Here is a 24,822-nt window from a genome sequence, read left to right on the forward strand (position 1 = left end):
CGGCCCGCTGCGCTCGACCATGGGTCGGCGCTACCGTGATGTGTCCGCCAACGGCCCGCTGCGCTCGCCGACCATGGGTCGGCGCTACCGGGATGTCAGGCCTCCAGGGCCTGCAGGAAGGTCTGCCGCCAATGGTTGATGTCGTAGCGGCGCAGGTGGTCCATCATCGCGTTCCAGCGCTCCTGGCGGCGCTTGAGCGGCATGGTGGCGGCGGTGGCGATGGCATCGGCCACGCCGTCCAGGTCGTGCGGATTGACCAGCAGCGCCTGCTTCATTTCATCGGCCGCACCGGCCAGCAGTGACAGCACCAGCACGCCGGGGTTGTCCGGGTCCTGCGAGGCCACGTATTCCTTGGCGACCAGGTTCATGCCGTCGCGCAGCGGTGTCACCAGGCCCACCGCGGCGGCACGGTAGAAGCCGGTCAGCGTGGCGTGGGTGAAGTTCTGGTTGACGTAACGCAGCGGTGTCCAGTCCGGCGCCGCGTGGCCGCCGTTGATGTGCCCGGCGATCTGCTCCAGCTGGCTGCGCAGGTCGCGGTACTCGGTGACGTCGCCGCGTGATACCGGGGCGATCTGCAGGTAAGTCAGACTGCCATGCTGGTCGGCATGCCGTTCCAGGTAGCGCTCGAAACCCTTGAAGCGCTCCGGCAGGCCCTTGGAGTAATCCAGCCGGTCCACGCCGATCGCCAACTGGCGGTCGCGCAGGCTGTTGCGCAGATCCTTCACCGCCGGCTTGTTGGCCGCGGCCTTGGCCTGCTGGGCAATGCGTTCGGTGTCGATGCCGATGGGGAAGGCGGCCGCGCGGAAAGTGCGGCCGTCCGGAGCCTCCAGCTTGCCATCACCCAGCACGCGGCCACCGCCGAACAAGCGCAGGTAGGTCTGGAAGCGGTCTGCATCGCGCTGGGTCTGGAAGCCGACCAGATCGCAGGCGTACAGCGCGGAGAACAGCCGCAGATGGTCGGGCATCGCCTGCAGCAGATCGGCCGAGGGCAGCGGGACGTGCAGGAAGAAGCCGATCCGGCAGCCGATGCCGCGTGCGCGCAGCATCGCCGCCAGCGGGATCAGGTGGTAGTCGTGGATCCAGACGATGTCGTCTTCGCGCAGCAGCGGCGCCAGCTTGCTGGCGAACAGCTCGTTGACCCGGTGGTAGGTTTCGCGGGTACCGCGATCGTAGTCCACCAGGTCCAGGCGGAAGTGCAGCAGCGGCCACAGCGTGCGATTGGCGAAGCCGTTGTAATACCCGTCCACGTCACGCTTGTTGAGGTCCATGGTGACGTAGCGGATATCGCCGTCGACCTGCTCATGCAGCGCGCCGCTGTTGTCCTTCACCGACTTGCCGCTCCAGCCGAACCACAGGCCGCCGCGCTCCTTCAGCGCGGCCAGCAGGCCCACTGCCAGACCTCCCGGACGGGTATCGCCGGGAATGGCGACGCGGTTGGAAACGACGACCAGACGACTCATGAAGCCTCCTGCCAGGAACGCGAAAGCCGCATCGCGGCGGTGATCAGGCCGACGTGCGAATAGGTCTGCGGGAAGTTGCCCCAAGCCTCGCCGTTCTCGAAGGAAAGGTCTTCCGAGAGCAGGCCCAGGTGGTTGCGCCGCGACAGCAGCACCTCGAACATCGCGCGGGCTTCTTCCATGCGACCGATCGCCGCCAGCGCATCGATGTACCAGAAGGTGCAGATGGTGAAGCTGGTTTCCGGTTCGCCGAAGTCGTCGGGTGCGACGTAGCGGTACAGCGCGTCGCCATGCTTGAGGTCGCGGCCGATGGCCTCCACCGTGGTGATGAAGCGTGCATCCATGGGTTCGATGAACCCGATGTCGGCCAGCAGCAGCAGCGAAGCATCCAGGCGGTGCCCACCGAAGGCATCGGTGAAATGGCCAAGCTCCTCGTTCCACGACTCCTTCATGATGCGCCGGTGGATGGTGTCGGCGCGCTCGCGCCAGTAGAACGCGCGGTCGTCCAGCTTCAGGCGCACGGCGATCTTGCACAGGCGGTCACAGGCGGCCCAGCACATCGCGGCGGTGTAGGTGTGCACTTCGGTGCGGCCGCGGAATTCCCACAGGCCGGCATCGGGAACGTCGTGCAGCAGGAAGGCCTGCTCGCCCAGCGGTTCCAGCCGCGCGAACGCGTGTGCGTCACCGGGGTCCTGCAGGCGGCGGTCGAAGAACAGCTGGGTGGAGGCCAGCACCACGCTACCGTAGACATCGTGCTGGCGCTGCACCCAGGCCAGGTTGCCGCGGCGCACCGGTCCCATGCCACGATAGCCGGACAATGAAGGCACCTCGTGCTCGTCCAGGGTGGCCTCGAAGCCGATGCCATACAGCGGCTGCAGGGTGCCGTCGGCGGTGGCCAGGTTGAAGATGTAGCCGAGGAACTGCTCCATGGTGCGGGTGGCGCCGAGGCGGTTGAGCGAGCGCACCACAAAGGCTGCGTCACGCAGCCAGCAGTAGCGGTAATCCCAGTTGCGGATGCTGCCCGGCGCCTCCGGGATGGAGGTGGTCATCGCCGCGATGATCGCGCCGCTGTCTTCGTACTGGCACAGCTTCAGGGTGATCGCACTGCGGATCACCGCCTCCTGCCATTCCAGCGGGATGGACAGGTAGCGCACCCACTCGCGCCAGTAATCGCGCGTGCGCTGGAAGGATTCCTGCACATAGCCGCTCAGCGAGCGGTTGAGTGATTCATCCACGCCCAGCACCAGGTGCACCGGGTGGTTGAGCACGAACGGCAGGCCGTCGCGCACGAAGCGGATCGGCACGTCGGTGGTCAGTCGCAGCACGTGGTCGGGCAGTACCCAGCGCACGTGGTTGCTACCCCAGGTCGAGTCGGGCACGCGCTGGCCCCAGTCGGCCAGCGGACGCGCCAGCACGCGGATGCGCGGGCTGCCGGCAATCGGGCGCACCTGGCGGATCAGGCTGACTGGGCGGTAGAAGCGGTCGTTCTGGCGCCAGCGTGGCGCGAAATCGATGATTTCCAGCGCGCCGCCGTGGCTGTCGCGCAGCACGGTGCGCAGGATCGCGGTGTTGCTGAGATATTCCTGCTCGGTGCTGGCCAGGTCTTCCAGTTCGATGGCGAAATCGCCGCCTTCCTGCTGGTTGGGACTGAGCAGCGCGCAGAAGGTGGGGTCGCCGTCGAAGGTGGGCAGGCAGCTCCATACAACACGCGCCTGGCGGTCGATCAACGCGCCGAAACTACCGTTGCCGACGACACCGAGGTTGAGATCAGGTTGGGACATGGGCGAAGCTTCTCGTCTGCGGCCGTGGGGGCCGGCCTACCACGCATTCTCACGCAACCATGCGTGCACGCTGCGTATGTCCGATAACTGGAAGACCGCCACGCTGGGCTCGCGTTCACCGACCAGCACGCTCCAGCCATGCAGCCCGTTGGAGGCTTCGAAGCCGTGTTCGTCGGTCAGATCATCGCCGATGAACACCGGCAGGCGACCGCGGAAGGGCAGGTACTGCATCATCCGGCGGACCGCGCGTCCCTTGTCGCTGCCGACCGGGACGAATTCGACGACGTGGTCGCCCGGCTGGAGTCGATAGCCGGCATTGCCGCGGATGTGGCGGTTGGCGAAGGCGCGGACGTCGTTGGCGGCGTGCGGGGCACCGCGCCAGTGCAGGGCCATGCTGGGGCCTTTGTCTTCGACCAGCACGCCAGGATGGCCGTGGGCGAAGTGCATCGCCTGCTGGTGCAGTGCATGCAGCCACTCGGTGGTGCTTTCATCTTCCGCGTTGTCATGCACCGTGCCGCCTGCGTCGCGCAGTTGGTGGCCATGCAGGCCCGCGGCGGGCAGGTGAAGCGGAGCGAACAGGGCATCGAGCTGTTCCAGCGGACGGCCGCTGACCAGTGCCACGGCACCTTCCAGGCGGTCACTGATGCGACCGATGGCCTCGCGCACTTCCGGCAGCAGGGTGACCGCATCGGGGCGGTCGGCGAACTCGATCAGGGTGCCATCCACGTCGAGGAACAATGCGCAGGCATCGTCCAGCAACGGCGGTGGCGGACGAAGGGGGAGGTCGTTTGCCATGCCGGGCACGATGCCAGCGCAGGCGTGAGCATGGGGTCATCGCAGGGCGAGTGACGACGCTATTGGTGGGTGACGACCGTTGGTCGTCACGCCACTGAAGCAATGACGACCAACGGTCGTCACCCACCCGGTCGTCACCACCAGGTCGTCTGCCCGCGGTCAGAAGGTGTAGCGCACGCGGCCGTAGAAATACGCGCCATTGCTGCCGATCGGCGACAGCACGTCGTACGGCAGGTTGCCGTAGTAGTAGATGTCTTCGTTGGACAGGTCCGGGTAGTTGTCGGTCAGGTTCTGCCCACCGATGGCCACGCTCCACTGCGGGGTGATGCGGTATTCGGCTTCCGCATCCAGCTGCCACTCAGCCTGGTAGGTCTGGGTCGGTTCGAACCCACCGCCGAAGTTGAACACGCGCGTGGCACTGCCGTGGCGGCTGACCCGGCTGGTCAGCGACCAGCGGTCGTTGCTCCATGAAGCAGAGAACTGCGCGCGCGTACGCGGCGTGGCATCGGTCAGCGTGTTGCTTTCTTCCACGCCGAACAGCACATACGCCGGGTCCAGCGCCTGCAACGCGGCCGGGGTCGGCAGTACGTTCTTCAGCTCGGTCTTGGCGTAGGCCCAGGTGCCGGTCAGCTGCAGCTGGCCGTCGCCCAGCGCATGCCGCCAGTTGGCCACCAGTTCGGCACCACGGGTGCGGGTGTCGGCGGCGTTGACGAAGAAGCTGGCGCTCTCCAGGCCGGTCACGCCGTACTGCTGCTGCACGAAATCGGTCAGGGCATCGCCGGTGATCGCTTCGGACAGCGCGATGCGGTCATCGATGTCGATCTGGAACAGGTCCAGCGAGACGTCGAAGTTGTCACCGATGCGGCTGGTGAAGCCGAGGCTGGTGTTGAGCGACTTTTCCGGCTTCAGGTCGGTGGCGCCGAGCCCGCGGGCGATCGGATTGTTCACCGACAGCAGGCGGCCCTGCACCAGCTGGCCGGCCGCGTTGTAGCCGGTGGAGGTGGACTCGTAACCGATCTGCGCCAGCGACGGGGCGCGGTAGTTGTTCGAGACCGAGCCACGCAGCGCGAAGGCCGGGGAGAACGCATAACGCAGGCCCAGCTTGCCGGTCAGTTCGCCGCCGAAATCATCGTGGTGTTCGTAGCGCGCGGCGATATCGCTGGAGAAGTGGTCGCCAATCTGGCTGGACACGCTTGCGTACACGCTGGCCACGTCGCGCGCCAGGTCCGCCGCGTCCTGCGGGGTCAGGCCACCGCCGGCCTGCGAGCCGGTGGGACGATCAGTGAACGGACCTGCAGCGTAGCTGGCCGGATTGCCGGGACGGGTTTCGTAGCGCTCATGCCGGGCTTCCGCGCCCAGGCCGAGGGTGTGGGTGATGCCCTCGCCCTGCTCGAACACCCGGCCCAGGTCCAGGTTCGCCACCGACTGCGCGTACTGGTAATCGGCAGTCTTGAAGTGCGTCGGGCTGGTCGGGCCCAGCGAGGCGTTCAAGGTGTTGCGCATGCGGTAGGTGAAGTTGTTCTGGCCGAAGTCCAGGCTGGCATCGTAGGTCCACTCACCCCACTGGCCACGCGCACCGGCCACGGCCTGCACATCGCGGTTCTCGCCTTCGGAGATCGGCTGGTAACCGTTCGGATAGATCTCCTTCCAGTTCGCTTCGCCATCCGGATAGCGAAAGTAGTTGGCGCCTTCGCTGTCACGCTGGTTGTAGGTGCCGAAGGCGTAGAACGTGCTGGTTTCGCCGAACGGAATTTCGGTGTTCAACCAGGCATTGAGGTCCTTGCTGGCGCCATCGCCGAGCACGTAGTTGCGCTGGCCCTGCAGGGCCAGGTTGGCATCGGTCTGGTCCCACGGCGGAATCTGGTCGAAGCCGGCGCGGTTGGTGGCTTCGCGGTTCTTGTATTCCACGCCGACGCGCAGGAAGCCGCCGTCATCGCTCAGCGCTGTGCCGACGTTGGCGCTGAAGTTGCCGGTCTGGCCGTCGGTGAGGGTGCGGCCGATCGGCTTGAGGTCGGTGTGGTGGGCACCGAAGCTGGCTTCGATGGCGCCACCTTCCGGGGTGTTGTCCAGGATGACGTTGATCACGCCGGCCACCGCGTCCGAACCGTACAGCGCACCAGCACCGTCGCGCAGCACTTCGATGCGCTTGATCGCGCTGACCGGGATGGCGTTGAAGTCCACCGGCGTGGTGCCGCGGCCGATCTTGCTGCCGGTGCTGACCAGGGCGCTGTGGTGGCGGCGCTTGCCGTTGACCAGCACCAGCACCTGGTCCGGCGACAGACCGCGCAACTGTGCAGCACGCACGTGGTCGGCACCGCCGGAGTTGGACTGTCGCGGGAAATTGAACGAAGGCAGCAGCGACTGCAGCGCGCTGCCCAGCTCACCGTTGATGACGCCGGCCTTGCGGATGTCTTCGGCAGTCAACACGTCCACCGGCGATGTCGATTCGAGCACGGTGCGGTCAGAGGCGCGGGTGCCGGTGACGATCACCGTGTCCAGGTTGGTGGCGTCCTGTGCCGATGCGGCGAACGAGGAAAGCGCGAGCGCGATGGACAGGCCAAGCGGCGACGCGGACAGGCGGTGGGACATGCGGGCTCCGGGAGTGACAACGTGGGGAAGGGGGAGGGGGATGGTTTCAATTACATCCATCCGGATATAGCGATATATTATCTTGGCGTGATGGGTTGTGGGACGCAAGTCCCGCTTTTTTAGGCATCAGCAGATGACCGCACGGCATGTAGGTGGTTGCAGATGCAACTGGCTGGGCCGTGTACGCTGCTGCGCTGTTTTGCCTGTCGTGCACGGCGCGATGGGCACACCTGCCCTTGGAGAGTGATCGATATGAAGCGTTTGTCCCTTGTTTTTGCCGTGTTGCTGGCCACCAGCGGTTGCGCCAGCCTGCCCGCCAGCGGGCCGGGCACGTCAGCGACGACGGCCACGATGCAGGGCGATGCGGCACGGCCGGCGCAGGCTGCGGGCTGGGTGCGCAGCGAGTTGTACTTCGGGGTGGGCGAAGAACGCGGCGCCGGTGAGCGTGAGCAGGCCAACACCATCAGCGACGCGCAGTGGCGTGCCTTCCTGGACAAGGAAGTAACCCCGCGTTTCCCGGATGGGCTGACCGTCTTCGACGCCTACGGCCAGTGGTTGTTCCGCGGTGATCCCGAACCCAACCGCCTGCGCACCAAGGTGCTGGTGGTGCTGCACGAAGACAGCCCGCAGCGCCGGGCCGACATCGAAGCCATCCGCCTGGCCTGGAAGACCGCCACCAATCATCAGTCGGTGCTGTGGTCGCGCCAGCCGGTGGACGTGTCCTTCTGAACCGGATGCGCGCCAGCTTGCTGATGATGGCGCTGTGCAGCGCCGGTATGGCGATGCAGGCGCAGGCGCAGGACGCAGAAGGCGTGGCGTTCGACGCCGCGCCCGGCGTGCCGGTGCGGGCACGCGCGCTGGACGACGGCCGCGTGGAGGTGCGCATCGGCAAGGACGCTGTGCTGCAGTACCTGGACGGGGTGGCGGACGAAGAAGGCCGCTCGCGGCTGGACCACGAGGACGTCGACTTCGATGGGGTGCAGGACCTGCTGGTGCGCGCCAGCGTCGGCCAGGTCAACGAAGCGGTGGCGGCGTATCGATTCGATGCCCGGACGGCGCGGCTGCAGCCGCTTGCGCCGCCCACCGGCACCCCGGCCAACTGCGATGGGTTCTGGTCTCTGCGCGTGGATGTGCCCACCCGCACCCTGGTCAGCACCTGCCGCGGTGGGCCGATGTGGTACACCGATTTCTACCGATACCAAGGCGAAAAGCTCTACCTCTACCGCGCCGAGCAGCTGCTGATGCTCGACCCGCAGGCGCTGGCTGCGGTGCTGGCGATGGATGAGGGCGGAGAGGACGCCGGCCCGCTGGCGGTGTGGACCACCTTTGATGCGGCAGGCCGCGTGTTGGAGCATGCCATCGGCGATGGCTTGTCACCGCCGGTCAGCGGCGTGCCATTGCGTGCCAGGGAAGCGCGCGTGGTGCCGGCGCGCCTTGCGTTGTACCGCGCCGTTGGCGATGCCGACACCCGCCGTTACCTGGTTGCCGGTGACCGCGTGGAGCTGCTGGACGAGCGCGATGGCTGGCTGCAGGTGCGCTACCGCAACCCCACGCGCGGGCCGGTGATCGGCTGGATACAGCTCACTTTGCCGGAACAGGGGTGATCCCCACGGCGGTGTCACCTGCCGCGGTCTAGGCTGAGGCTTCCCCCGTCCCAGGAAGCCCAGGCCATGAGCAAGCGCGTTGCCGATATCGTCGTCGAGACTCTGCAGCAGGCCGGCGTGCGGCGCTGTTACGGCATTGTCGGTGACACCCTCAACCATGTGACCACGGCCATCCACGGCAGTGAGATCGACTGGGTGCATGTGCGCCATGAAGAGGTGGCCGCCTTTGCTGCCGGCGCCGATTCGTTGATCAGCGGGCAGCTGACGGCCTGCGCGGGCTCCTGCGGGCCGGGCAGCCTGCACTTCATCAACGGGGTGTTCGAAAGCAACCGCAACAAGGCACCGATGGTGCTGATCGCCAGCCAGGTGGTCACCAGTGAACTGGGCATGGAGTTTCCGCAGGAAGTGGACTTCAAGGCGGTCTATTCCACGTGCAGCGTGTTCTGCGAACAGGTGTACAGCGCCGAACAGGCGCGCCGCGTGGTGACCCTGGCCTGCCAGGCGGCGATCAGCCGGCGGGGCGTGGCGGTGGTGATCCTGCCGTCGGACATCAGCGAACAGGTGGTCAAGCACGATCCGCCGTTCGCGGTGCATTACACCCAGCCGGTACTTCGGCCAGGTGATGCCGAACTGCTGCGGATCGCCGAACTGCTGGGCCAAGGCAAACGGATCGGCATCTACGCCGGTGCGGGCTGCCAGGGCGCCCACGCGCCGCTGCTGGAACTGGCGCGCAGGTTGCAGGCCCCGATCGCACATACCTCGCGGGCCAAGGATTTCGTTGAACCAGACAACCCCTTCAACATGGGCATGACCGGTATTTTCGGCATCGAATCCGGCTTCCATGCAGTGATGGAGTGCGACACCCTGCTGCTGCTCGGCGCCGACTTCGCCTGGGGCCAGTACTACCCGGACAAAGCCACCATCATCCAGGTCGACCACGACGGCAGCCACCTGGGCAGGCGCCACCCGGTGACCCTCGGAGTGGTCGGTGATATCGGGCCGACGTTGGAGGCGCTGCTGCCGATGCTGCCGCCGCGCGAAGACACCGGCTTCCTGGACGAGTGCATCGGGCACCGCGAAAAGGCCCTGGACAGGCGTGCCGACGAAGAGGCCCCCGGCGAGGGCGAGCTGATCCATCCGCAGTACCTCACCGCCCTGCTGGACCAGCACGCCGCAGACGATGCGCTGTTCACCGCCGACTGCGGTTCGCCGATGGTGTGGGTGCTGCGGCATATCCGTGTCAACGGACGCCGCCGTACGTTGACCAGCCTGCTGCACGGCACGATGGCCAACGCGATGCCGCAGGCGCTGGGCCTGCAGAAGGCCTTCCCCGGCCGCCAGGTGGTGGCGCTGTGCGGCGACGGCGGCCTGAGCATGCTGATGGGCGACCTGCTTACTGCCGTGCAGGAGAATCTGCCGATCAAGATCGTGGTGTTCAACAACGGTTCGCTGAACTTCGTGGAGTTGGAACAGAAGGTCGAAGGGCTGCTGGACTACTACACGGAGCTGAAGAATCCGGACTTTGGCAAGCTGGCCGAAGTGATCGGCTTCCATGGCCGTACGGTCACCCGCAGCCAGGACCTGGCGTTGGCCGTGCAGGACCTGCTGGCCCAGCCGGGGCCGGCCCTGCTGGACGTGCATACCGCCCCGACCGAGCTGGTGATGCCGCCGCAGGTGGAGGCGGGGCAGGTGATCGGGACCGCGCGTTACATGGCCAAGGCGGTGCTGGCCGGGCGCATCGGCGAGGTCAAGGAGCTGCTGGCGGACAACTTCCTCAAGCGCTGAATATCGAATGCAGAAGGGGCGCAGAAGGGGTCAGCAGGAAAAGGAACCTGACCCCTGCCAACCCTCATTGGCATCCACGTGCTGCGGGGCCTACCATCGGCGGTCCCCACACCCTTCCTGCCCCCACATGTCCGTTCCTGCTCCTGCCGCTCCGCGGCGCTGGTTCGTCGCCGGCGATCTCAATGGTTTCTTCGGCCTGGTGGTCGACAACCTCTCCATCCTCGGTTTCATCGCCATGGCGCTGGTGGGAATGTTCCAGTTCCCGGCCGAGGTGGTGTTCACCCGCATGTTCCCCGGCACCGCCTTCGGCGTGCTGGTCGGCAACCTGCTGTACACGGTGATGGCGCGCCGGTTGGCTGCGCGCACCGGTCGCGACGACGTCACCGCGATGCCGCTGGGCCTGGACGCGCCGACCAGCATCGGCATGGCGCTGCTGGTGCTCGGCCCGGCGTTCGTGGCGTTCAAGGCGCAGGGCCTGGACCCGGACGCGGCGGCGATCGCCACCTGGCAGCTCGGCATGGCCTCGCTGGTGATCATGGGTCTGCTGAAGCTGGTGCTGTCCTTCTTCGGTGAAGCGGTGACCCGCGCGCTGCCGCGGGCGGCGCTGCTGGGTTCCATCGCCGGCATCGCGCTGGTGCTGATGGGCCTGCTGCCGCTGCTGGAAACGCTGCGTTCCCCGCTGGTCGGCTTCGTCACCCTGGGCCTGCTGCTGTACGTGCTGATCGCCAAGGGCAAGCTGCCGGTGCGGGGTCCGGCGGTACTGCTGGCCTTCGTGTTCGGCACCGTGCTGTATTACGGGCTGGGATTGGCCGGGCTGGGTGCGCCGGGCTTTGAAGTGCCAGTGTGGAACGCCCCGCAGATCGTGCTGCCGTTGCCTTCGCTTGGCTTCCTTGCAGGCATGCCGACGGCGATGACCTACCTGCCGCTGCTGCTTCCGTTCGGCCTGCTGATGGTGGTCGGTGGCATCAATGTTTCCGAAAGCGCACGCGCGGCCGGCGATGACTACCGTACCCGCGACATCCTGCTGGTGGAGGCCATCGCCACGCTGGTGGCTGGCGTCTGCGGCGGCGTGGCCCAGACCACGCCCTACATCGGCCAGCCGGCGTACAAGCACATGGGCGCACGCAGCGGTTACACGCTGCTGACCGGCCTGTTCATCGGCATCGGTGGGATGCTTGGCATCGTCTCCGGGCTGGTGCAGTGGCTGCCGCTGGCGGTGCTGGCGCCGATCATCGTGTACGTGGGCATCGACATCACCACCCAGGCCTTCCAGGCCACGCCGAAGCAGCATGCCGGCGCGATGGTGCTGGGCTTCCTGCCCTCCGCGGCCTACCTGCTGGCGATCAAGGCACCGGGCTGGATAGCGCCGGACCAGATGGTCGCCATGCTGACCAAGGTGGACGGCCACGGCCTGCCGGAGCTGGCCGTGATCTTCGCGCTGGGTAATGGCTTCATCATCACCTCGATGCTGTGGATCGCCACGGTGGCGGCCATGGTGGACGGGCGCCTGCGCCGCGCCTGTGGCTTCCTGCTGGTGGCTGCCGGACTGACGGTGTTCGGGTTGATCCACTCGGTGGACCCGCGCGGTGGCATCTACCTGCCCTGGGACCTGCAGGGCCTGGCGCGGATCATCAGCTGGCAGTTCGCCGGGGCTTACGTGGCGCTTGCGGTGCTGCTGGGACTGCTGTCATTGCAGAAGCAGCCGGTGGCCATGCAGAGGTAGCGGTAGCGCCGAGCCATGCTCGGCGAGCGCAGCGGCAGGGGCGTGACGACCAACGGTCGTCACCCACCACGGCAGGAGCGTGACGACCAACGGTGGTCACCCACCACGGCAGGGGCATGACGGCCAGCGGCCGTCACAACCGGGTCAGGCGGGGGTAGCGCCGAGCCGTGCTCGCGAGCGCAGCGGCAGGGTCAGGCCGGGCCGTCCAGCTCCGGGTAATGGCGGAAGATGCCGTTGGCGTTGAACGCCAGCCGGCGATCGGATGCCAGATAGGCGGCAACGCCCGGGCGTTTTTCCACCCGTTCCTTCAACGCGGCCAGCAGCGGCAGCCTGGGCCACAGCGCCCGCATCCGCTGCGGGAACATGTAGTCCAGCCCGGCCAGCAGCTGGAACAGGGAAAGATCGACGTAGGAGTGCTCGCGCAGCGGGTGGCGGCCACCGTTGTCCTTGACCATGTCTTCGAAGTAACCAAGGAACTTCGGCAGGCGTTCGCCGCGCATCGAGGCCGCTCGTGCGATGGCTTCGCTTTTCTGGTCTTCGTAGTACTGCGAGGCCGCAATCGGGTGGTGGGTGTCGTGCACTTCGGCCACCAGATCGGCGATGGTCAGCTGCAGCTGGATGGCCTGCACCCGGCGCGAGGCCGCATGTGGCACCAGGTCCAGGGTCGGCCCGAGGAAGTCCAGGATCGCAGCCACCTGGGCCACCACCTGGCGGCCTGCCTTCAGGAAGGGCGGGGCGAACGGGCGACCGCCCTCGGAGGTGCCGGCCAGGAACGGATCCATGACGGCATCGCCGTGGACCCGCGCCATGTCGGCGTAGTCGGCACCGGCGTCTTCCAGGGCCAGGCGCACGAACTCGCCGCGTCCTTGGATGCCGGTCCAGTAATAGAGCTCGTAATGCATGTCGGTCCCGTGAGGTGAAGGCCCGGGCAGTATCCCGCGCGCAATGGCAGGGCCCGGTGAGCATGCCCTACACGCGATGTTTCCTTATCGGGGACGATGATCTCAGGGACCCTTGAAACGCGCGGCGGCAGCCGCATCTGATGGGTAGTGCCGGCGTGGCCGGCTTCTCTGATCGAGGATTCGACATGCGGATGGACAAGCTCACCTCGCGTTTCCAGCAGGCGCTGGCCGACGCGCAGTCGCTGGCCGTGGGCCGCGACAATTCCATCGTCGAACCGGTGCACGTGTTCAGTGCACTGTTCGACCAGCCCGGCGGCAGTACCCGGCCGCTGCTTTCGCAGGCAGGTGTCAACGTGACGGTGCTGCGCGAGCGGCTGGACGAGGCGTTGGCGGCGTTGCCGAAGGTGTCCGGGCAGGCCGGCAACCTGTCCATCGGCAATGACCTGAACCGCCTGCTCAACCACACCGACAAGCTGGCCCAGCAGCAGGGCGATGCCTTCATCGCCAGCGAGTGGTTCGTGCTTGCGGCGCTGGAAGACGGCGGCAGCCTGGGCATGGCGCTGCGTGCGGCCGGTGCGGACAAGGCGAGGCTGCAGGTCGCCATCGACAAGCTGCGCGGCGGGGAGAAAGTGCAGTCCGAGAGTGCCGAAGAACAGCGCCAGGCGCTGGAGAAGTACACCATCGACCTGACCGCGCGCGCCGAGAGCGGCAAGCTGGATCCGGTGATCGGCCGCGATGAAGAGATCCGCCGGACCATCCAGGTGCTGCAACGACGCACCAAGAACAACCCGGTGCTGATCGGCGAGCCAGGCGTGGGCAAGACCGCGATCGTCGAAGGCCTGGCCCAGCGCATCATCAACGACGAAGTTCCCGAAGGCCTGCGTGGCAAGCGTGTGCTGTCGTTGGACATGGGCGCGCTGATCGCCGGCGCGAAGTTCCGCGGCGAGTTCGAAGAACGGCTGAAGGGTGTGCTCAACGACCTGGCCAAGAACGAAGGACAGGTCATCCTGTTCATCGACGAGCTGCACACCATGGTCGGTGCCGGCAAGGCCGACGGCGCGATGGATGCAGGCAACATGCTCAAGCCGGCGCTTGCACGTGGCGAGCTGCATTGTGTGGGTGCCACTACGCTGGATGAGTACCGCAAGTACATCGAAAAGGACGCCGCGCTGGAGCGTCGTTTCCAGAAGGTGCTGGTCGGCGAGCCCACGGTGGAGGACACCATCGCCATCCTGCGCGGGCTGAAGGAAAAGTATGCCGTGCACCATGGCGTGGAGATCACCGATCCGGCGATCGTGGCGGCCGCCACCCTGTCTCATCGCTACATCAGCGACCGCCAGTTGCCGGACAAGGCCATCGACCTGATGGACGAAGCCGCCTCGCGCATCCGCATGGAGATCGATTCCAAGCCGGAAGAACTGGACAGGCTGGAGCGCCGTCTGATCCAGCTGAAGATCCAGCGCGAAATGCTGAAGAAAGAGAAGGATGAGGCATCGCGACAGCGTCTGGCGGACCTGGAAAACGATATCGATGCGCTGGAACGGGAGTTCTCCGATCTCAACGAAATCTGGAAATCCGAGAAAGCCGCATTGCAGGGCGCAACGAAGATCAAGGAACAGATCGAGCAGGCGAAGCTGGACCTGGAATCGGCACAGCGCCGACAGGATTTCGGCCGCATGAGCGAGATCCAGTATGGCCAGTTGCCGCAGCTGGAGAAACAGCTGGCGGTCGCGCAGGAGGCGGAGAACACCGAGTTCAAGCTGGTCCAGGACCGGGTAACCGCCGAGGAGATCGCCGAAGTGGTCTCGCGCTGGACCGGTATTCCGGTGAACCGGATGCTGGAAGGCGAACGCGAGAAGCTGCTGCGCATGGAAGACGAGCTGCACCGGCGCGTGGTGGGCCAGGAAGAAGCGATCAAGGTGGTGTCCGATGCGGTGCGTCGCTCGCGTGCCGGGCTGTCCGATCCGGATCGCCCCAGTGGCTCGTTCCTGTTCCTGGGACCGACCGGCGTGGGCAAGACCGAGCTGTGCAAGGCGCTGGCCGAATTCCTGTTCGACAGCACCGACGCGATGATCCGCATCGACATGAGCGAGTTCATGGAGAAGCACAGCGTGGCGCGGCTGGTCGGTGCGCCCCCGGGGTATGTCGGCTATGAAGAAGGCGGCTACCTGACCGAAGCGGTGCGTCGTCGCCCGTACTCGATCATCCTGCTCGACGAGGTGGAGAAGGCACACCCGGATGTGTTCAACATCCTGCTGCAGGTGCTCGATGATGGCCGCCTGACCGATGGCCAGGGACGTACGGTCGACTTCCGCAACACGGTGATCGTGATGACCTCCAACCTGGGTTCGCACCAGATCCAGGACATGAGCGGGGACGATTCGCCGGAGGCCTACACGCAGATGAAGGCCGCGGTGATGGGCGTGGTGCAGGCGCACTTCCGTCCGGAGTTCATCAACCGCCTGGACGACATCGTGGTGTTCCACCCGCTGGACAAGCAGCAGATCAAACAGATCGCGAGGATCCAGATGCGTGGCCTGGAATCGCGGCTGGCCGAACGCGGTCTCAAGCTGCAGGTAAGCGATGCGGCGTTTGAACAGTTGGGCACTGTTGGCTTCGACCCGATCTACGGCGCGCGTCCGCTCAAGCGCGCGATCCAGGCGCAACTGGAGAATCCGCTGGCGCAGAAGATCCTGTCCGGTGAGTTCAGCAGCGGCGACACCATCGGCGTGGATGCGGGCAGCGGCCAGCTGGTCTTCAGCAGGCAGTGAACATGGCAGGGGCGCCGGGCAGGTCCCGGCGCCATCACCTACAGAAACCGTACCTGTTCACTCGCAGGGCGCGCCATCGGCGCTCCCTCGGTGCAGTTGAACACGCGGGCGAAATCGCGAAGATTGGACGGTGCCATATCCGCACGCACCTGCCCGGGGGCATGGCTGTCGGTCGCGCGCTGTGCTTCGGCGCGCTCCTTCGTGGTGATCGTGCGGCACATCAGCGCGTAACTGACGAGCAGGCGCTGCTGGCGCGTCAGGCCGTCGATCATCGGATCAGGAGAACCCGCCGTGGCATGCAGCATCGCATCCATCGCAAGGCTCAACCCGCCCAGATCCGCCAGGTTCTCGTCGAGGGTCAACTCGCCGTCGAGCGCCCGTCCGTCACGCACATAGGCTGCGTACTGCGCCTTCATCCTGGCTGCGAGCGCGCCGAGTTGCTGCCGGCTCTGCGGCGAAAGCCAATCGTTCTCCTGGCCTTCGGCATCGAAATGGGTGCCGACGGAATCGAATGCGTGGCCCATTTCGTGCCCGATGATGGCCCCGATGGCCCCATAGTTGAGCGGGGCATCGGCGGCGGGATCCAGCAGGGGCGGCTGCAGCAACGCGGCGGGAATCACGATCCGGTTGAGCGAGACGTCCTGGTAGGCGTCGACGGTCTGTGGGGTCAGCTTCCAGTGGGTGGCATCCACTGGCTTGCCGAGCTGGGCCACATTGCGGCGCTGCGCATGCGCTCGGGCCGCCTGGACATTGGCCAGGAAGCTTGAACGGCTGGTGCCGACGTGGTCCCAGATGGGCCATTTCCGCGGATGGCCGAGGTCGATCTGCAGCGTGGCGGCCTTGCCCAATGCCCTTGCGCGGCTGCTGTCGTCCATCCACTCACACTGCTGCAACCGGCGCCTGAGTGCGGCGGTCATCTGCGCGGTTATGTCTTCGGCAGCGCGGCGCGTGCTTGCCGGGAAGGCGACCTCGGCGTAGGCAGGACCGAGCGCATCGCCGGCGTGCTGCTGGATGATGCCCATGACGCGGGCAAAACGCGGCACCCGCGATCGGCGGCCCTTCAGGACACCCCCATGGTAGGCGTCGTGCTGGTCGACAAAGGCACTGGCCAGGCAGGGAGCGGCGTTGTCGGTGGCGTGGAAGCGCAGGTAGGCCTTCCAGGTGTCCAGCGGCACGCCACCCAGCAATGCGTCCATACCTCGAAAGAAGCCCGGCATGCCCAGCGAAAACGTGGCGGGTGGTTCGACGCCCTGTGCCCGGAAAAACTGCTGCCAGTCGATGGTCGGCGTCTGCGTGTGGGCCTCTGCGGGGCTTACCGGGTTGTGGTATGCACCGGGATCGGTCGCGTACGCGGCAAAGGGGAGGGACGCGGCGGCCAGTGCACGTTCAAGCGAGACGATGTCGTGGGATGAACGTGCTGCTGCATCGGGCGGCATGCCGGACAGCACGAGGGTGGCGGAGACATGGGCACGGTAGGCCTCCAGGACTTCGTGTTTATCCGGGTTGCCGTACCAGGTGCTGTCAGGCAGGCCAAGGCCCGACTGCGCCAGGTAGGCGGTGTTCCTCGAGGGATCGAGCTGGTCGGGCAATACGCTGAACTCAAACAGGGGGTTGGAACCGCGCGCGCTGGAATGGAACAGATGGGCGACCAGGCCCTGCAGGTCGTCGATGGCTTCGATCTCGTCCAGCAGCGGCTGCAGCGGGCCCCGGCCGGCGACCTCGATGCCGGCTTCGTCCATGCCCGTCGCCCACAGATCTCCTATCACTTTCGCCGGCGCAACCGGATCGGCTTGCGCCGCCATCTGCTCGGCCAGTTGCTGGCACTGCAGCAACGCAATGCTGCGTAGATGGTCCAGTGTCCCGAACTGGGTGCGGCTGGGTTGCAGCGAGCTGGACGCCTCCCATCGCCCGTTGACGTGCGCACCGAGCGAATCGCACGGCGAAACGGCCCTGTCCAGTTCACTGGCGTTGAAGCGGATGGGCGGAAGCAGGCGGTCTGGATCCAACGTGTAGTGCGCGGTTACCGCCGGGTCGGTGGGCAGCGGTCCGGGACCTGCAGCGGGCACGGCAGGACGATGCAGCAGGTAACCCGCCGCCGCAGCACCCGCCCAGAACGCGGTGACGCCGGCGGCTGTCCACAACGCGGTGCCGCAGTGGCGGGGGCTGCGCAGGCAACCGGCCAACGCCGCGTCCGAAACGGCATTGACGATGGCCGACGGAGGCGGGGCGAGCAGCGGCGCCTGCGCCGCAGCGGGGACGGGCGCGGCCATGAGGGTCCCCATTTCCAGCGGAACCTGCAGCGCGTGGGCGCCGGGCGGCCACCCGCCAGCGGCCGGTGCGGGCGGCGGCGCCGCGGGCAACCGGCGTGGCACCGTTGGGAGCCCTGCATGTGCGGGCAGGGCGGTGCTCATCGCGAGGGCGAACGTGAACAGGTTGCTGATCCCGTCTACATTCAGCCGGGCAGCCGGGCGGCCAAAGCGGCGCTGGCACGCCGCCAGATGCGATGGCGCTGCCACGCCGCCGTACCTGGCATGGTGGGCCTCGTTCTTCTGACGGGCCTGGATGGAGTCGATGGGCATGGCGTCGCTCAGTGGGTCGGCGGGAGGGGGGCGGCGCGGCTGCCCTGCGCGTCCCATTGCAGGTTGCGGATTCCATCCTCCAGTGCCTCTGCCAGGGCCGCCCCCATCGCCGGATTGACCCGGTGCAGGCGATCACGTTGGCTGTGGATCATGACGGGCAGCGCGTTCGGGTGTGCATCGCGCAGCTGCCGGTACGCATGGTACGCATCGCTTGCAGCCCGGTAGGTTTCCTTCAGCGCCCGGGCCTTGTCGGGCGACAGCTCGACCGTGCCATTGCGTTGCGCCTGCCAGAGTGTCCAGTCCACCTGCGCATCACGCAGGTTCCATGCCTTGCGCGCGTCTTCCACTTGTTTCCATAGCCGGGCATCGTCTGCGCTCATCTGGCTGATGCCTACGCAGGGAATGGAGGCGTTCTGGAACGGGATGTTGTCCGAGGTGAGCCATGGCGTGTCCTGCGCTGGGGCCGGTGTGAAGCCATGCGCGGCGAGGCGCCGCTCCAGCTGCTGGCGTGCGTGTTGCTCGATGGGCGTGACCGGCGGTGCCTGCAGGTACAGCGTAGGCTGGCCCAGGTGCAGCGAGCCGGCCAATGCGTCGGTGCCTGACATTGCGTAGCCGTGGCCACCGCGCCCGGTCATGTCGATGTTGATCACGAACGCAGGACAATCCTGTCGATCCAGGCATTGGTTGACGTATGCACGCGCGCCGATGAAGCCCAGCTCCTCGTAGGAAGTCACCAGCAGCTCTATCTGGGTGCCATCCGGGGCCGGGTTGTCCCGGAACCGGGTGCCCATGAGCAGGAGCGTGGCCAGCCCGGAACCATTGTCCAGGGCGCCTTCGGACCCTAAGGAACGACCGATCATGTCGCCATGGGCGACCAGCAGCACGCGGTGCACGGGCGGCTGTCCGCCGGCGGGGGGAAGGGTGACATGCAGATTGATGCCGGTAGTGCCTTCGGCGATGCCCAGATGGGCCAGCCCGGACAGTGTGTAGGGAAGGCGGGCTACCGGGCCGACGTCGCGCTCGAGCAGTTCAACCATGGTCTCCTGCCGGCGCAGGTTGGCATCGATCCAGCGTTGTTGGATCTCGGCCGGACTGCCCTCGCGCCCGCCGCCGCCGCTCACCGTGCTGGCGACGATGCGCTCGAGGTAATACTGGAAGGCGGCCTGTTCCGGCGAGTACAGATTGCTCAGTGCATCCACCAGCGCCAGCAGATCGCCGCTGGCATCGAACGCTGCCGCATCGGCCATGGGGGGCCAGGTCCCCTGCGCGGGCCTGGGGCTCACGGGGGCAGCCGGTACCAGGATGCGAACCAGCCGCGCCACGTCGCTGGCGGGCAAGCGCTCCAACAGCGGGTTGATGCCCTCGGCGCGACACGTCCGGTTGCCGTCGCAGTCGCGGTAGATCCGCAGCAGCGCGGCCTCCAGTGGCTCTTCCTCGCCTTTGGCATCCACTACGCTGATCTGTTGCGCGGCTTCCCGCAGCGCCTGGCGCTCCTGGCTCGCAGCGTCCGGGAACGCCGGCCTGCCCGGGTCGACCGGTACCGGGCCACCCAGGGCATCGCGTGCCGCGCAGTACAGGGTTGCCGCGATCGCGGTCGCGGCGCCGACGCCCAATGCGGTTCCGCACAGGCGGGGAGAAGCGATGCAGGCGGCGGCCGCACTGTTGGCGATGCCGGTCAGCGCGGTGCAGGGCGCTGTGCGGTGTCCAGTCGTCAGTGGGCGATAGTCCGAGTGGGCGCCGGCGGCCGGCAGCAGCGCCACTGCAGGACCCCCACCAGGTACGCCGGTACCGCTGGATCCAGCTACCGGCAGACCGCCCGGGCGCGGCGCGCGCGGCGCGGCCAGGGTGGTTGCAAGCAAGGTGCCGACGAACAGGTTGGCTGGCCCGTCGAGAAGCCGCAGGGGCGCCACACGTGCTCCCCATGCGGCGCGTTGGCGCGTGGCACGCGAGGGCGGCGCCCCGCCAGCGTTTAGGAACCTGCCGTTGACTATTCTTGCACGGCTGACATCGTCAATTGGCATTGCGCGCGCTCCTCAGGAATCAGCCTGCAGCGTGGCGGCGGAGCGAGCGACTCAGGAAGGGGCGAAAGCGACCCACTGCTGCAGATGCGGCTTTTCTGACAGGGCTCCTGTCCAGCGGGCAGCAGGCTTCGCGCCTCGCGGCCTGCAAGCGGAGTGCTGATGATTTCCGGCTTGGTCCTCATCGCCGCGCGCCATCACCATCGGCGGTGCGCTGCGCTACGCTGGAGCTGCCTCTCCAAGGGCGTGGCAAGGCGATCCCCGGCCGATGCGGGTCGGCCGGGGACATTTTGCAGCGGGGCAGCTGGGCCGTGCTGGTCCGGCGTTCACACCACCGGAATGCTGTGCTGCTGGCCCATCGTGCGATACGGCGGGGTGGACATGATCATCTCGGCCAGCGAGTACGCCAGCTCGCGTTCGGCCATCACCGTGCCATCGGCCCCATGTTCCAGCAGGTGACGCACTTCGGCGTCGCTGTGCGCACGCGCCAGCAGGGTCAGACCCGGATTGATCGCGCGCAATTTGGCCAGTGCCTCGCCGGCTTCCAGCGGCTGCGGAATGGCCAACACCGCGATCTTGGCGCGTTCCGGGTGTGCTTCGGCGAGCACCCGATCAGCGGCGGCACTGCCGCGGATGGCCGCGATGCCGGCGGCGTGCGCGCTTTCCACGTGTTCCTTGTTGTCATCGATGACCAGCACCGGCACACCTTTGTCGCGCAGAACCTGGGCCAGTTCGCTGCCGACCCGGCCGTAGCCGATGACGATGGCATGGTCATGCAGGTCGCGCGAAGGGCCGTCGGCTTCTTCCGGCTCCGGCACGGCCGGTTGCAGGGCCAGTTGGCGGGCCTGCCAGCGATCCAGCAGGCCGAACACCAGCGGGTTCAGCATGATCGACACCAGCGCGCCGGCCAGCACCAGCGACTGCCCGGTGGGCGGAAGGATCTGCAGCGCCACGCCGAGGCCGGCGATGATGAAGGCGAACTCGCCGATCTGCGCCAGGCTGGCCGAGATGGTCAGCGCGGTGCTGGTCGGGTGGCCGAACGCGCGCACGATGAAGAACGCCGCGGCGGATTTGCCGAACATGATGATCAACACCGTCGCCAGCACCTGCCACGGGTGCTCGACGATGATCATCGGGTTGAACAACATGCCGACCGAGACGAAGAACAGCACGGCGAACGCATCGCGCAGCGGCAGTGAATCGGTGGCCGCCTTGTGGCTGAGTTCGGATTCGTTGAGCAGCATGCCGGCGAAGAACGCGCCCAGCGCGAAGGACACGCCGAACAGCATCGCCGAGCCGAACGCCACGCCCAGCGCGATCGCCAGCACGGCCAGGGTGAACAGTTCGCGCGAGCCGGTGCCGGCGATGCGCTCCAGGATCCATGGAATGACCCGGCGACCGACCACCAGCATCACCGCCACGAAAAGGCCGAGCTGCACGAAGGTCCAGCCGATGTCGGCCAGCACGCTGCCAATGCTGTGGTTCTGTTTGGCGGCATCGGGACCGAACACGCCGGCCAGCACCGGCATCATCACCAGGGCCAGCACGCAGGCCAGGTCCTCGACGATCAGCCAGCCCACCGCGATCTTGCCGCGCAGGCTTTCCAGCAGGCGGCGTTCTTCCATCGCCCGCAGCAGCACCACGGTACTGGCAGTGGCCAGCGAGAACCCGAACACGATGCCATGGATGGCCGGCCAGCCCATCAGGCTGGCCACGCCCCAGCCGAGCAGGGTGGCGACCAGGATCTGGCCGATCGCCCCGGGGATGGCGATGGCCTTCACCGCCATCAGGTCCTTCAGCGAAAAATGCAGGCCAACGCCGAACATCAGCAGCATCACGCCCAGCTCGGCCAGCTGGTTGGCCAGCGCCTGGTCGGCGACGAAGCCGGGAGTGAATGGCCCCACGCAGATCCCAGCAACCAGATACCCCACCAACGGAGACAAACGCAGCTTGTTGGCCAGCGCGCCGAAGATGAAGGCGAGCCCGAGGCCAACGGCAACGATGTTGATCAGGTCGGTGTCATGGTGCATCAGGTCTCGCAGGTAAATCGGGGGATGTCCCGATTTTCACCGATGGGCCCGGATACAGCAAACGCCGGGCATTGCCCGGCGTCTGTTGCAGTTCCATGCGACGGCGCCGAGCCGAGCCCGGGCGCCGTTACCAGGTGTAGCGGATACGCCCGTACACGTACGCACCGTTGAAGCCGAACGGCGAATAGTTGCTGTACGGCAGCATGCCCCAGGTGGAGTTCTGCAGGTCGGTGGTGAGGTCCGGGTACTCGTCCAGCAGGTTGTCCGCACCCAGGGTGAGGGTCCAGTTCTCGCTGGGCTTGTAGCTGGCCGAAGCATCCAGCACCCACTTCGCATCGTAGGTCTGGTCGCGGGTGGCGGTGGCCGAGTTGCGCACGGTGAAGCTGCCGTAGCGGGTGGCGGCCAGGCCGAGTTCCCAATGATCCGAACGCCACGTGCCACTGACGATGGCCTTGTCGCGCGGGAAGCTGTCTTCGATGCGGCCGATCTCATCGCGACCGATCAGCGCCTGGGTGATGCCGAGGGCCTGGAAGGCCGCCGGCGAGGCGTCGAACTTCTGCACTTCGGTGTCGTTGTAGCTGTAGGCGGCAGTCAGTTCCAGGCTGCTGGCGCTGAACGGCACCGTGTAGCTGGCCACGGCATCGACGCCGCGGGTGCGGGTGTCCAGGCCGTTGGTGAAGTAGGAGAACGCAGTCACCTGCGGCAGGCCCAGGCCGGTCAGCAGGTCGGCCACCGCCGTGTTGCCGGTGGTGGTGATGTTGGACGACAGCGCGATGCGGTCGTCGATCTCGATCTGGTACGCGTCCACGGTCAGGTACAGGCGGTCGATCGGCTGCAGCACCAGGCCGACGCTGTAGGAGGTGGAGGTTTCCGCCTTCAGCGGTGCCGAACCGAGGGCCTGTGCAGCGGCGCTGGCGGCCGGGAAGGTGCCGCGCTCGACGAAGCTGCCATTGACGATCGTGCTGGTGACCGCCTGGTAGCTCTGCTGGGCCAGCGAAGGCGCACGGAAGCCACTGGAGGCTGTGGCGCGCAGGGCGACCTTGTCAGTGAAGGCGTAGCGCGCCGACAGCTTGCCGGAGAACTTGTCGCCGAAGTCCGAATAGTCCTCGTAGCGACCGGTGACGCCGGCGGAGAACTTGTCGGTCAGGTCCGCTTCCAGCCCGGCGTACACCGCGTAGTTGTCGCGGTCTTCGTCGACGGCATTGATTGGGGTGAAGCCGGCGAAGCCCTGCGCGCCGCTGCCGGTGTAGGAGTCCGGTTCGCCCGGACGCTGTTCCCAGGTCTCGCGGCGGTATTCACCACCGAAGGACAGGGTGACCGGATAGGCCAGGCCCCAGTCCAGTGACTTGGTGAAGTCGGCGTTGAAGATGTCCTGGGTGTACTTCAGGGTGCCGTCGTAGAAGTCGCTCGGGCTGGTGGCGCCGAGGCTGTAATTGATGCTGTTGCGGGTGTGGAAGTCCAGCGTGTTCTCGCCGTGGTTGGCGCTCAGGTCCCAGGTCCAGCCACTTTCGGTGCTGCCCTTGACGCCGGCCACGACCGAACGGTCCTTGGAGTACTGGTTGATCTGCGGTACGTAGCCGTCCGGGTAGACCTGGGCCAGCAAGGCGGTCTGGCCGCTGTGGTTGGGCGAACGGTAGAACGCGAAGGAGGTGATGTCGCGGTTGCTGAGCAGCGCGTTGGCGTAACCGGTGACGTTGTCGCTGAAGGCGAAGCTGGCGTTGGCAGAGACCGCCGATGCGTCAACCTGCGGATCGCCGACCACGAAGGTCTTTTCGCCGATATCGGGGAAGTTGCCGGTATTCGGAGTCGTGCCCAGGTAGGGGCCGGCGCGGTTGCTTTCGTCCTGCTGGCTGTACTGGCCCGCCAGGTGGACCTGGCCGCGGCCGTCGCCGAAGGTGAAACCGGCATCGCCGGAGAGCTGGTTCTTGTTGCCGTCGCCGGCGGAGTACTGGCCGTGATCGATGGCCAGGCTGCCGCCGCTGCCGCTGCCCTTCAGCACGATGTTGATGACACCGGCGATGGCGTCCGAACCGTACTGGGCCGAGGCGCCATCACGCAGCACTTCCACGCGTTCGATGGCGCCGATCGGGATGGCGTTGATGTCCACCGCCGAAGAGCCACGGCCGATGCTGCCGTTGACGTTGATCATCGCCGAGGTGTGGCGGCGCTTGCCGTCCACCAGCACCAGCACCTGGTCCGGAGACAGCCCGCGCAGCTGCGCCGGGCGGATGCCGCTGGTGCCGTCGGTGAGCGCCGGCCGCGGAAAGTTCAGCGAGGGCAGGGCGCGCGAGAGCGCGGTGGCCAGTTCGGAGGTGCCGGTGGACTGCAGTGCCTCAGGGGTGATGATATCGATCGGCGACTGCGATTCGGCGACCGTACGGTCGGCCACGCGGGTGCCGGTGACGATCACCGTGTCGAGCGTATTGGCGGTCTGTGCGGCGGCGGAGAAAGCGGACGCGCTGAGCACCAGGGCGACGGCGGCGGCGAGTTGGCTGGTCTTGCGGGTCATCAGGACGTGGCTCCGGTTGGGGGAGGCACCGGGGCGACATCTCGGGGAGCGGGACGGCGTTGTTGCGGTGCGCAATACAGCAATTAACGACAATTTAATCCGCTGTCAAATGACGGTAACGTCAAAAAATCGTTGCAGAAGCAACCATTTAGCCGCAAGGACAGCGTCGTGGGGAGGGGCCCGGAAGGGCGCTGGCCGACCTCCGTGGGAGAGAGAGGAACGACCTTGGCGCGCTGCCGGGATACGTCAAGTATTCGTTAACGTTAGAATTGCGTCGCA

At 66.7% G+C, this 24,822-nt stretch carries 14 protein-coding genes; 5 read left to right on the forward strand and 9 right to left on the reverse strand.

Annotated elements, in window-relative coordinates; genetic code table 11:
- Positions 1-95: 95 nt before the first annotated feature.
- The 4 genes from otsA to SOM47_RS08015 form a co-directional block, all read right to left on the reverse strand.
- Positions 96-1,460 (reverse strand): alpha,alpha-trehalose-phosphate synthase (UDP-forming), encoded by a 1,365-nt coding sequence (gene otsA / locus SOM47_RS08000; protein ID WP_042613440.1) that lies wholly within the window; start codon positions 1,458-1,460, stop codon positions 96-98.
- On the reverse strand, positions 1,457-3,238 hold the full coding sequence (locus SOM47_RS08005) for a glycoside hydrolase family 15 protein (protein ID WP_042613441.1): 1,782 nt from the start codon (positions 3,236-3,238) through the stop codon (positions 1,457-1,459). Before SOM47_RS08005 ends, otsA begins: the two co-directional genes overlap by 4 nt.
- A 36-nt stretch (positions 3,239-3,274) precedes the next feature.
- Positions 3,275-4,033 carry a trehalose-phosphatase gene (gene otsB, locus SOM47_RS08010; protein WP_320505277.1) on the reverse strand — a complete coding sequence of 253 codons (759 nt, stop codon included), beginning with the start codon at positions 4,031-4,033 and terminating at the stop codon, positions 3,275-3,277.
- 159 nt (positions 4,034-4,192) lie between these two features.
- Entirely contained in the window at positions 4,193-6,622 is a 2,430-nt protein-coding gene (locus SOM47_RS08015) for a TonB-dependent receptor plug domain-containing protein (protein ID WP_320505278.1), read from the reverse strand.
- A 252-nt stretch (positions 6,623-6,874) separates the two neighbouring features.
- On the opposite strand from SOM47_RS08015, the gene SOM47_RS08020 reads away from it, so the two are divergent.
- The 4 genes from SOM47_RS08020 to SOM47_RS08035 all read left to right on the forward strand — a co-directional run bounded on the left by SOM47_RS08020 (position 6,875) and on the right by SOM47_RS08035 (position 11,734).
- Positions 6,875-7,351 carry a DUF3574 domain-containing protein gene (locus tag SOM47_RS08020; protein ID WP_042613444.1) on the forward strand — a complete coding sequence of 159 codons (477 nt, stop codon included), beginning with the start codon at positions 6,875-6,877 and terminating at the stop codon, positions 7,349-7,351.
- Positions 7,352-7,356: 5 nt separating this feature from the next.
- Positions 7,357-8,226, forward strand: a complete 870-nt coding sequence (locus tag SOM47_RS08025; RefSeq protein ID WP_320505279.1) for an XAC2610-related protein — start codon at positions 7,357-7,359, stop codon at positions 8,224-8,226.
- 66 nt (positions 8,227-8,292) lie between these two features.
- Entirely contained in the window at positions 8,293-10,011 is a 1,719-nt protein-coding gene (locus tag SOM47_RS08030) for a thiamine pyrophosphate-dependent enzyme (RefSeq protein WP_320505280.1), read from the forward strand.
- A 127-nt stretch (positions 10,012-10,138) separates the two neighbouring features.
- Positions 10,139-11,734: a SulP family inorganic anion transporter gene (locus SOM47_RS08035; protein ID WP_042613447.1), complete on the forward strand. Its 1,596-nt coding sequence runs from the start codon at positions 10,139-10,141 to the stop codon at positions 11,732-11,734.
- Positions 11,735-11,925: 191 nt separating this feature from the next.
- Here SOM47_RS08035 and SOM47_RS08040 read toward each other — a convergent pair whose 3' ends face one another.
- A complete protein-coding gene (locus SOM47_RS08040; RefSeq protein WP_320505281.1) occupies positions 11,926-12,636 on the reverse strand; it encodes a glutathione S-transferase in 711 nt (236 codons plus the stop codon).
- A gap of 185 nt (positions 12,637-12,821) precedes the next feature.
- Here SOM47_RS08040 and clpB point away from each other — a divergent pair, with 185 nt between their 5' ends.
- Entirely contained in the window at positions 12,822-15,407 is a 2,586-nt protein-coding gene (clpB, locus tag SOM47_RS08045; protein ID WP_320505282.1) for an ATP-dependent chaperone ClpB, read from the forward strand.
- Positions 15,408-15,445: 38 nt separating this feature from the next.
- Here clpB and SOM47_RS08050 read toward each other — a convergent pair whose 3' ends face one another.
- The 4 genes from SOM47_RS08050 to SOM47_RS08065 all read right to left on the reverse strand — a co-directional run bounded on the left by SOM47_RS08050 (position 15,446) and on the right by SOM47_RS08065 (position 24,543).
- Positions 15,446-17,677: a M13 family metallopeptidase gene (locus SOM47_RS08050; RefSeq protein WP_320505283.1), complete on the reverse strand. Its 2,232-nt coding sequence runs from the start codon at positions 17,675-17,677 to the stop codon at positions 15,446-15,448.
- Between the two features lie 317 nt (positions 17,678-17,994).
- Positions 17,995-19,896, reverse strand: a complete 1,902-nt coding sequence (locus SOM47_RS08055) for a M28 family peptidase (protein WP_320505284.1) — start codon at positions 19,894-19,896, stop codon at positions 17,995-17,997.
- A gap of 434 nt (positions 19,897-20,330) precedes the next feature.
- On the reverse strand, positions 20,331-22,034 hold the full coding sequence (gene ybaL, locus SOM47_RS08060) for a YbaL family putative K(+) efflux transporter (RefSeq protein WP_192084042.1): 1,704 nt from the start codon (positions 22,032-22,034) through the stop codon (positions 20,331-20,333).
- A 127-nt stretch (positions 22,035-22,161) separates the two neighbouring features.
- Entirely contained in the window at positions 22,162-24,543 is a 2,382-nt protein-coding gene (locus SOM47_RS08065; RefSeq protein ID WP_320505285.1) for a TonB-dependent receptor plug domain-containing protein, read from the reverse strand.
- Positions 24,544-24,822: the final 279 nt, after the last annotated feature.

The organism is Stenotrophomonas sp. CFBP8980, from assembly GCF_034046095.1.
Classification (GTDB): domain Bacteria; phylum Pseudomonadota; class Gammaproteobacteria; order Xanthomonadales; family Xanthomonadaceae; genus Stenotrophomonas; species Stenotrophomonas lacuserhaii.

What these genes read in the sequence shown, in the direction of transcription:
- otsA (WP_042613440.1), bottom strand. Translation starts at nt 1,460, where the DNA reads ATGAGTCGTCTGGTCGTCGTTTCCAACCGCGTCGCCATTCCCGGCGAT.
- SOM47_RS08005 (WP_042613441.1), bottom strand. Translation starts at nt 3,238, where the DNA reads ATGTCCCAACCTGATCTCAACCTCGGTGTCGTCGGCAACGGTAGTTTC.
- otsB (WP_320505277.1), bottom strand. Translation starts at nt 4,033, where the DNA reads ATGGCAAACGACCTCCCCCTTCGTCCGCCACCGCCGTTGCTGGACGAT.
- SOM47_RS08015 (WP_320505278.1), bottom strand. Translation starts at nt 6,622, where the DNA reads ATGTCCCACCGCCTGTCCGCGTCGCCGCTTGGCCTGTCCATCGCGCTC.
- SOM47_RS08020 (WP_042613444.1), top strand. Translation starts at nt 6,875, where the DNA reads ATGAAGCGTTTGTCCCTTGTTTTTGCCGTGTTGCTGGCCACCAGCGGT.
- SOM47_RS08025 (WP_320505279.1), top strand. Translation starts at nt 7,357, where the DNA reads ATGCGCGCCAGCTTGCTGATGATGGCGCTGTGCAGCGCCGGTATGGCG.
- SOM47_RS08030 (WP_320505280.1), top strand. Translation starts at nt 8,293, where the DNA reads ATGAGCAAGCGCGTTGCCGATATCGTCGTCGAGACTCTGCAGCAGGCC.
- SOM47_RS08035 (WP_042613447.1), top strand. Translation starts at nt 10,139, where the DNA reads ATGTCCGTTCCTGCTCCTGCCGCTCCGCGGCGCTGGTTCGTCGCCGGC.
- SOM47_RS08040 (WP_320505281.1), bottom strand. Translation starts at nt 12,636, where the DNA reads ATGCATTACGAGCTCTATTACTGGACCGGCATCCAAGGACGCGGCGAG.
- clpB (WP_320505282.1), top strand. Translation starts at nt 12,822, where the DNA reads ATGCGGATGGACAAGCTCACCTCGCGTTTCCAGCAGGCGCTGGCCGAC.
- SOM47_RS08050 (WP_320505283.1), bottom strand. Translation starts at nt 17,677, where the DNA reads ATGGCCGCGCCCGTCCCCGCTGCGGCGCAGGCGCCGCTGCTCGCCCCG.
- ybaL (WP_192084042.1), bottom strand. Translation starts at nt 22,034, where the DNA reads ATGCACCATGACACCGACCTGATCAACATCGTTGCCGTTGGCCTCGGG.
- SOM47_RS08065 (WP_320505285.1), bottom strand. Translation starts at nt 24,543, where the DNA reads ATGACCCGCAAGACCAGCCAACTCGCCGCCGCCGTCGCCCTGGTGCTC.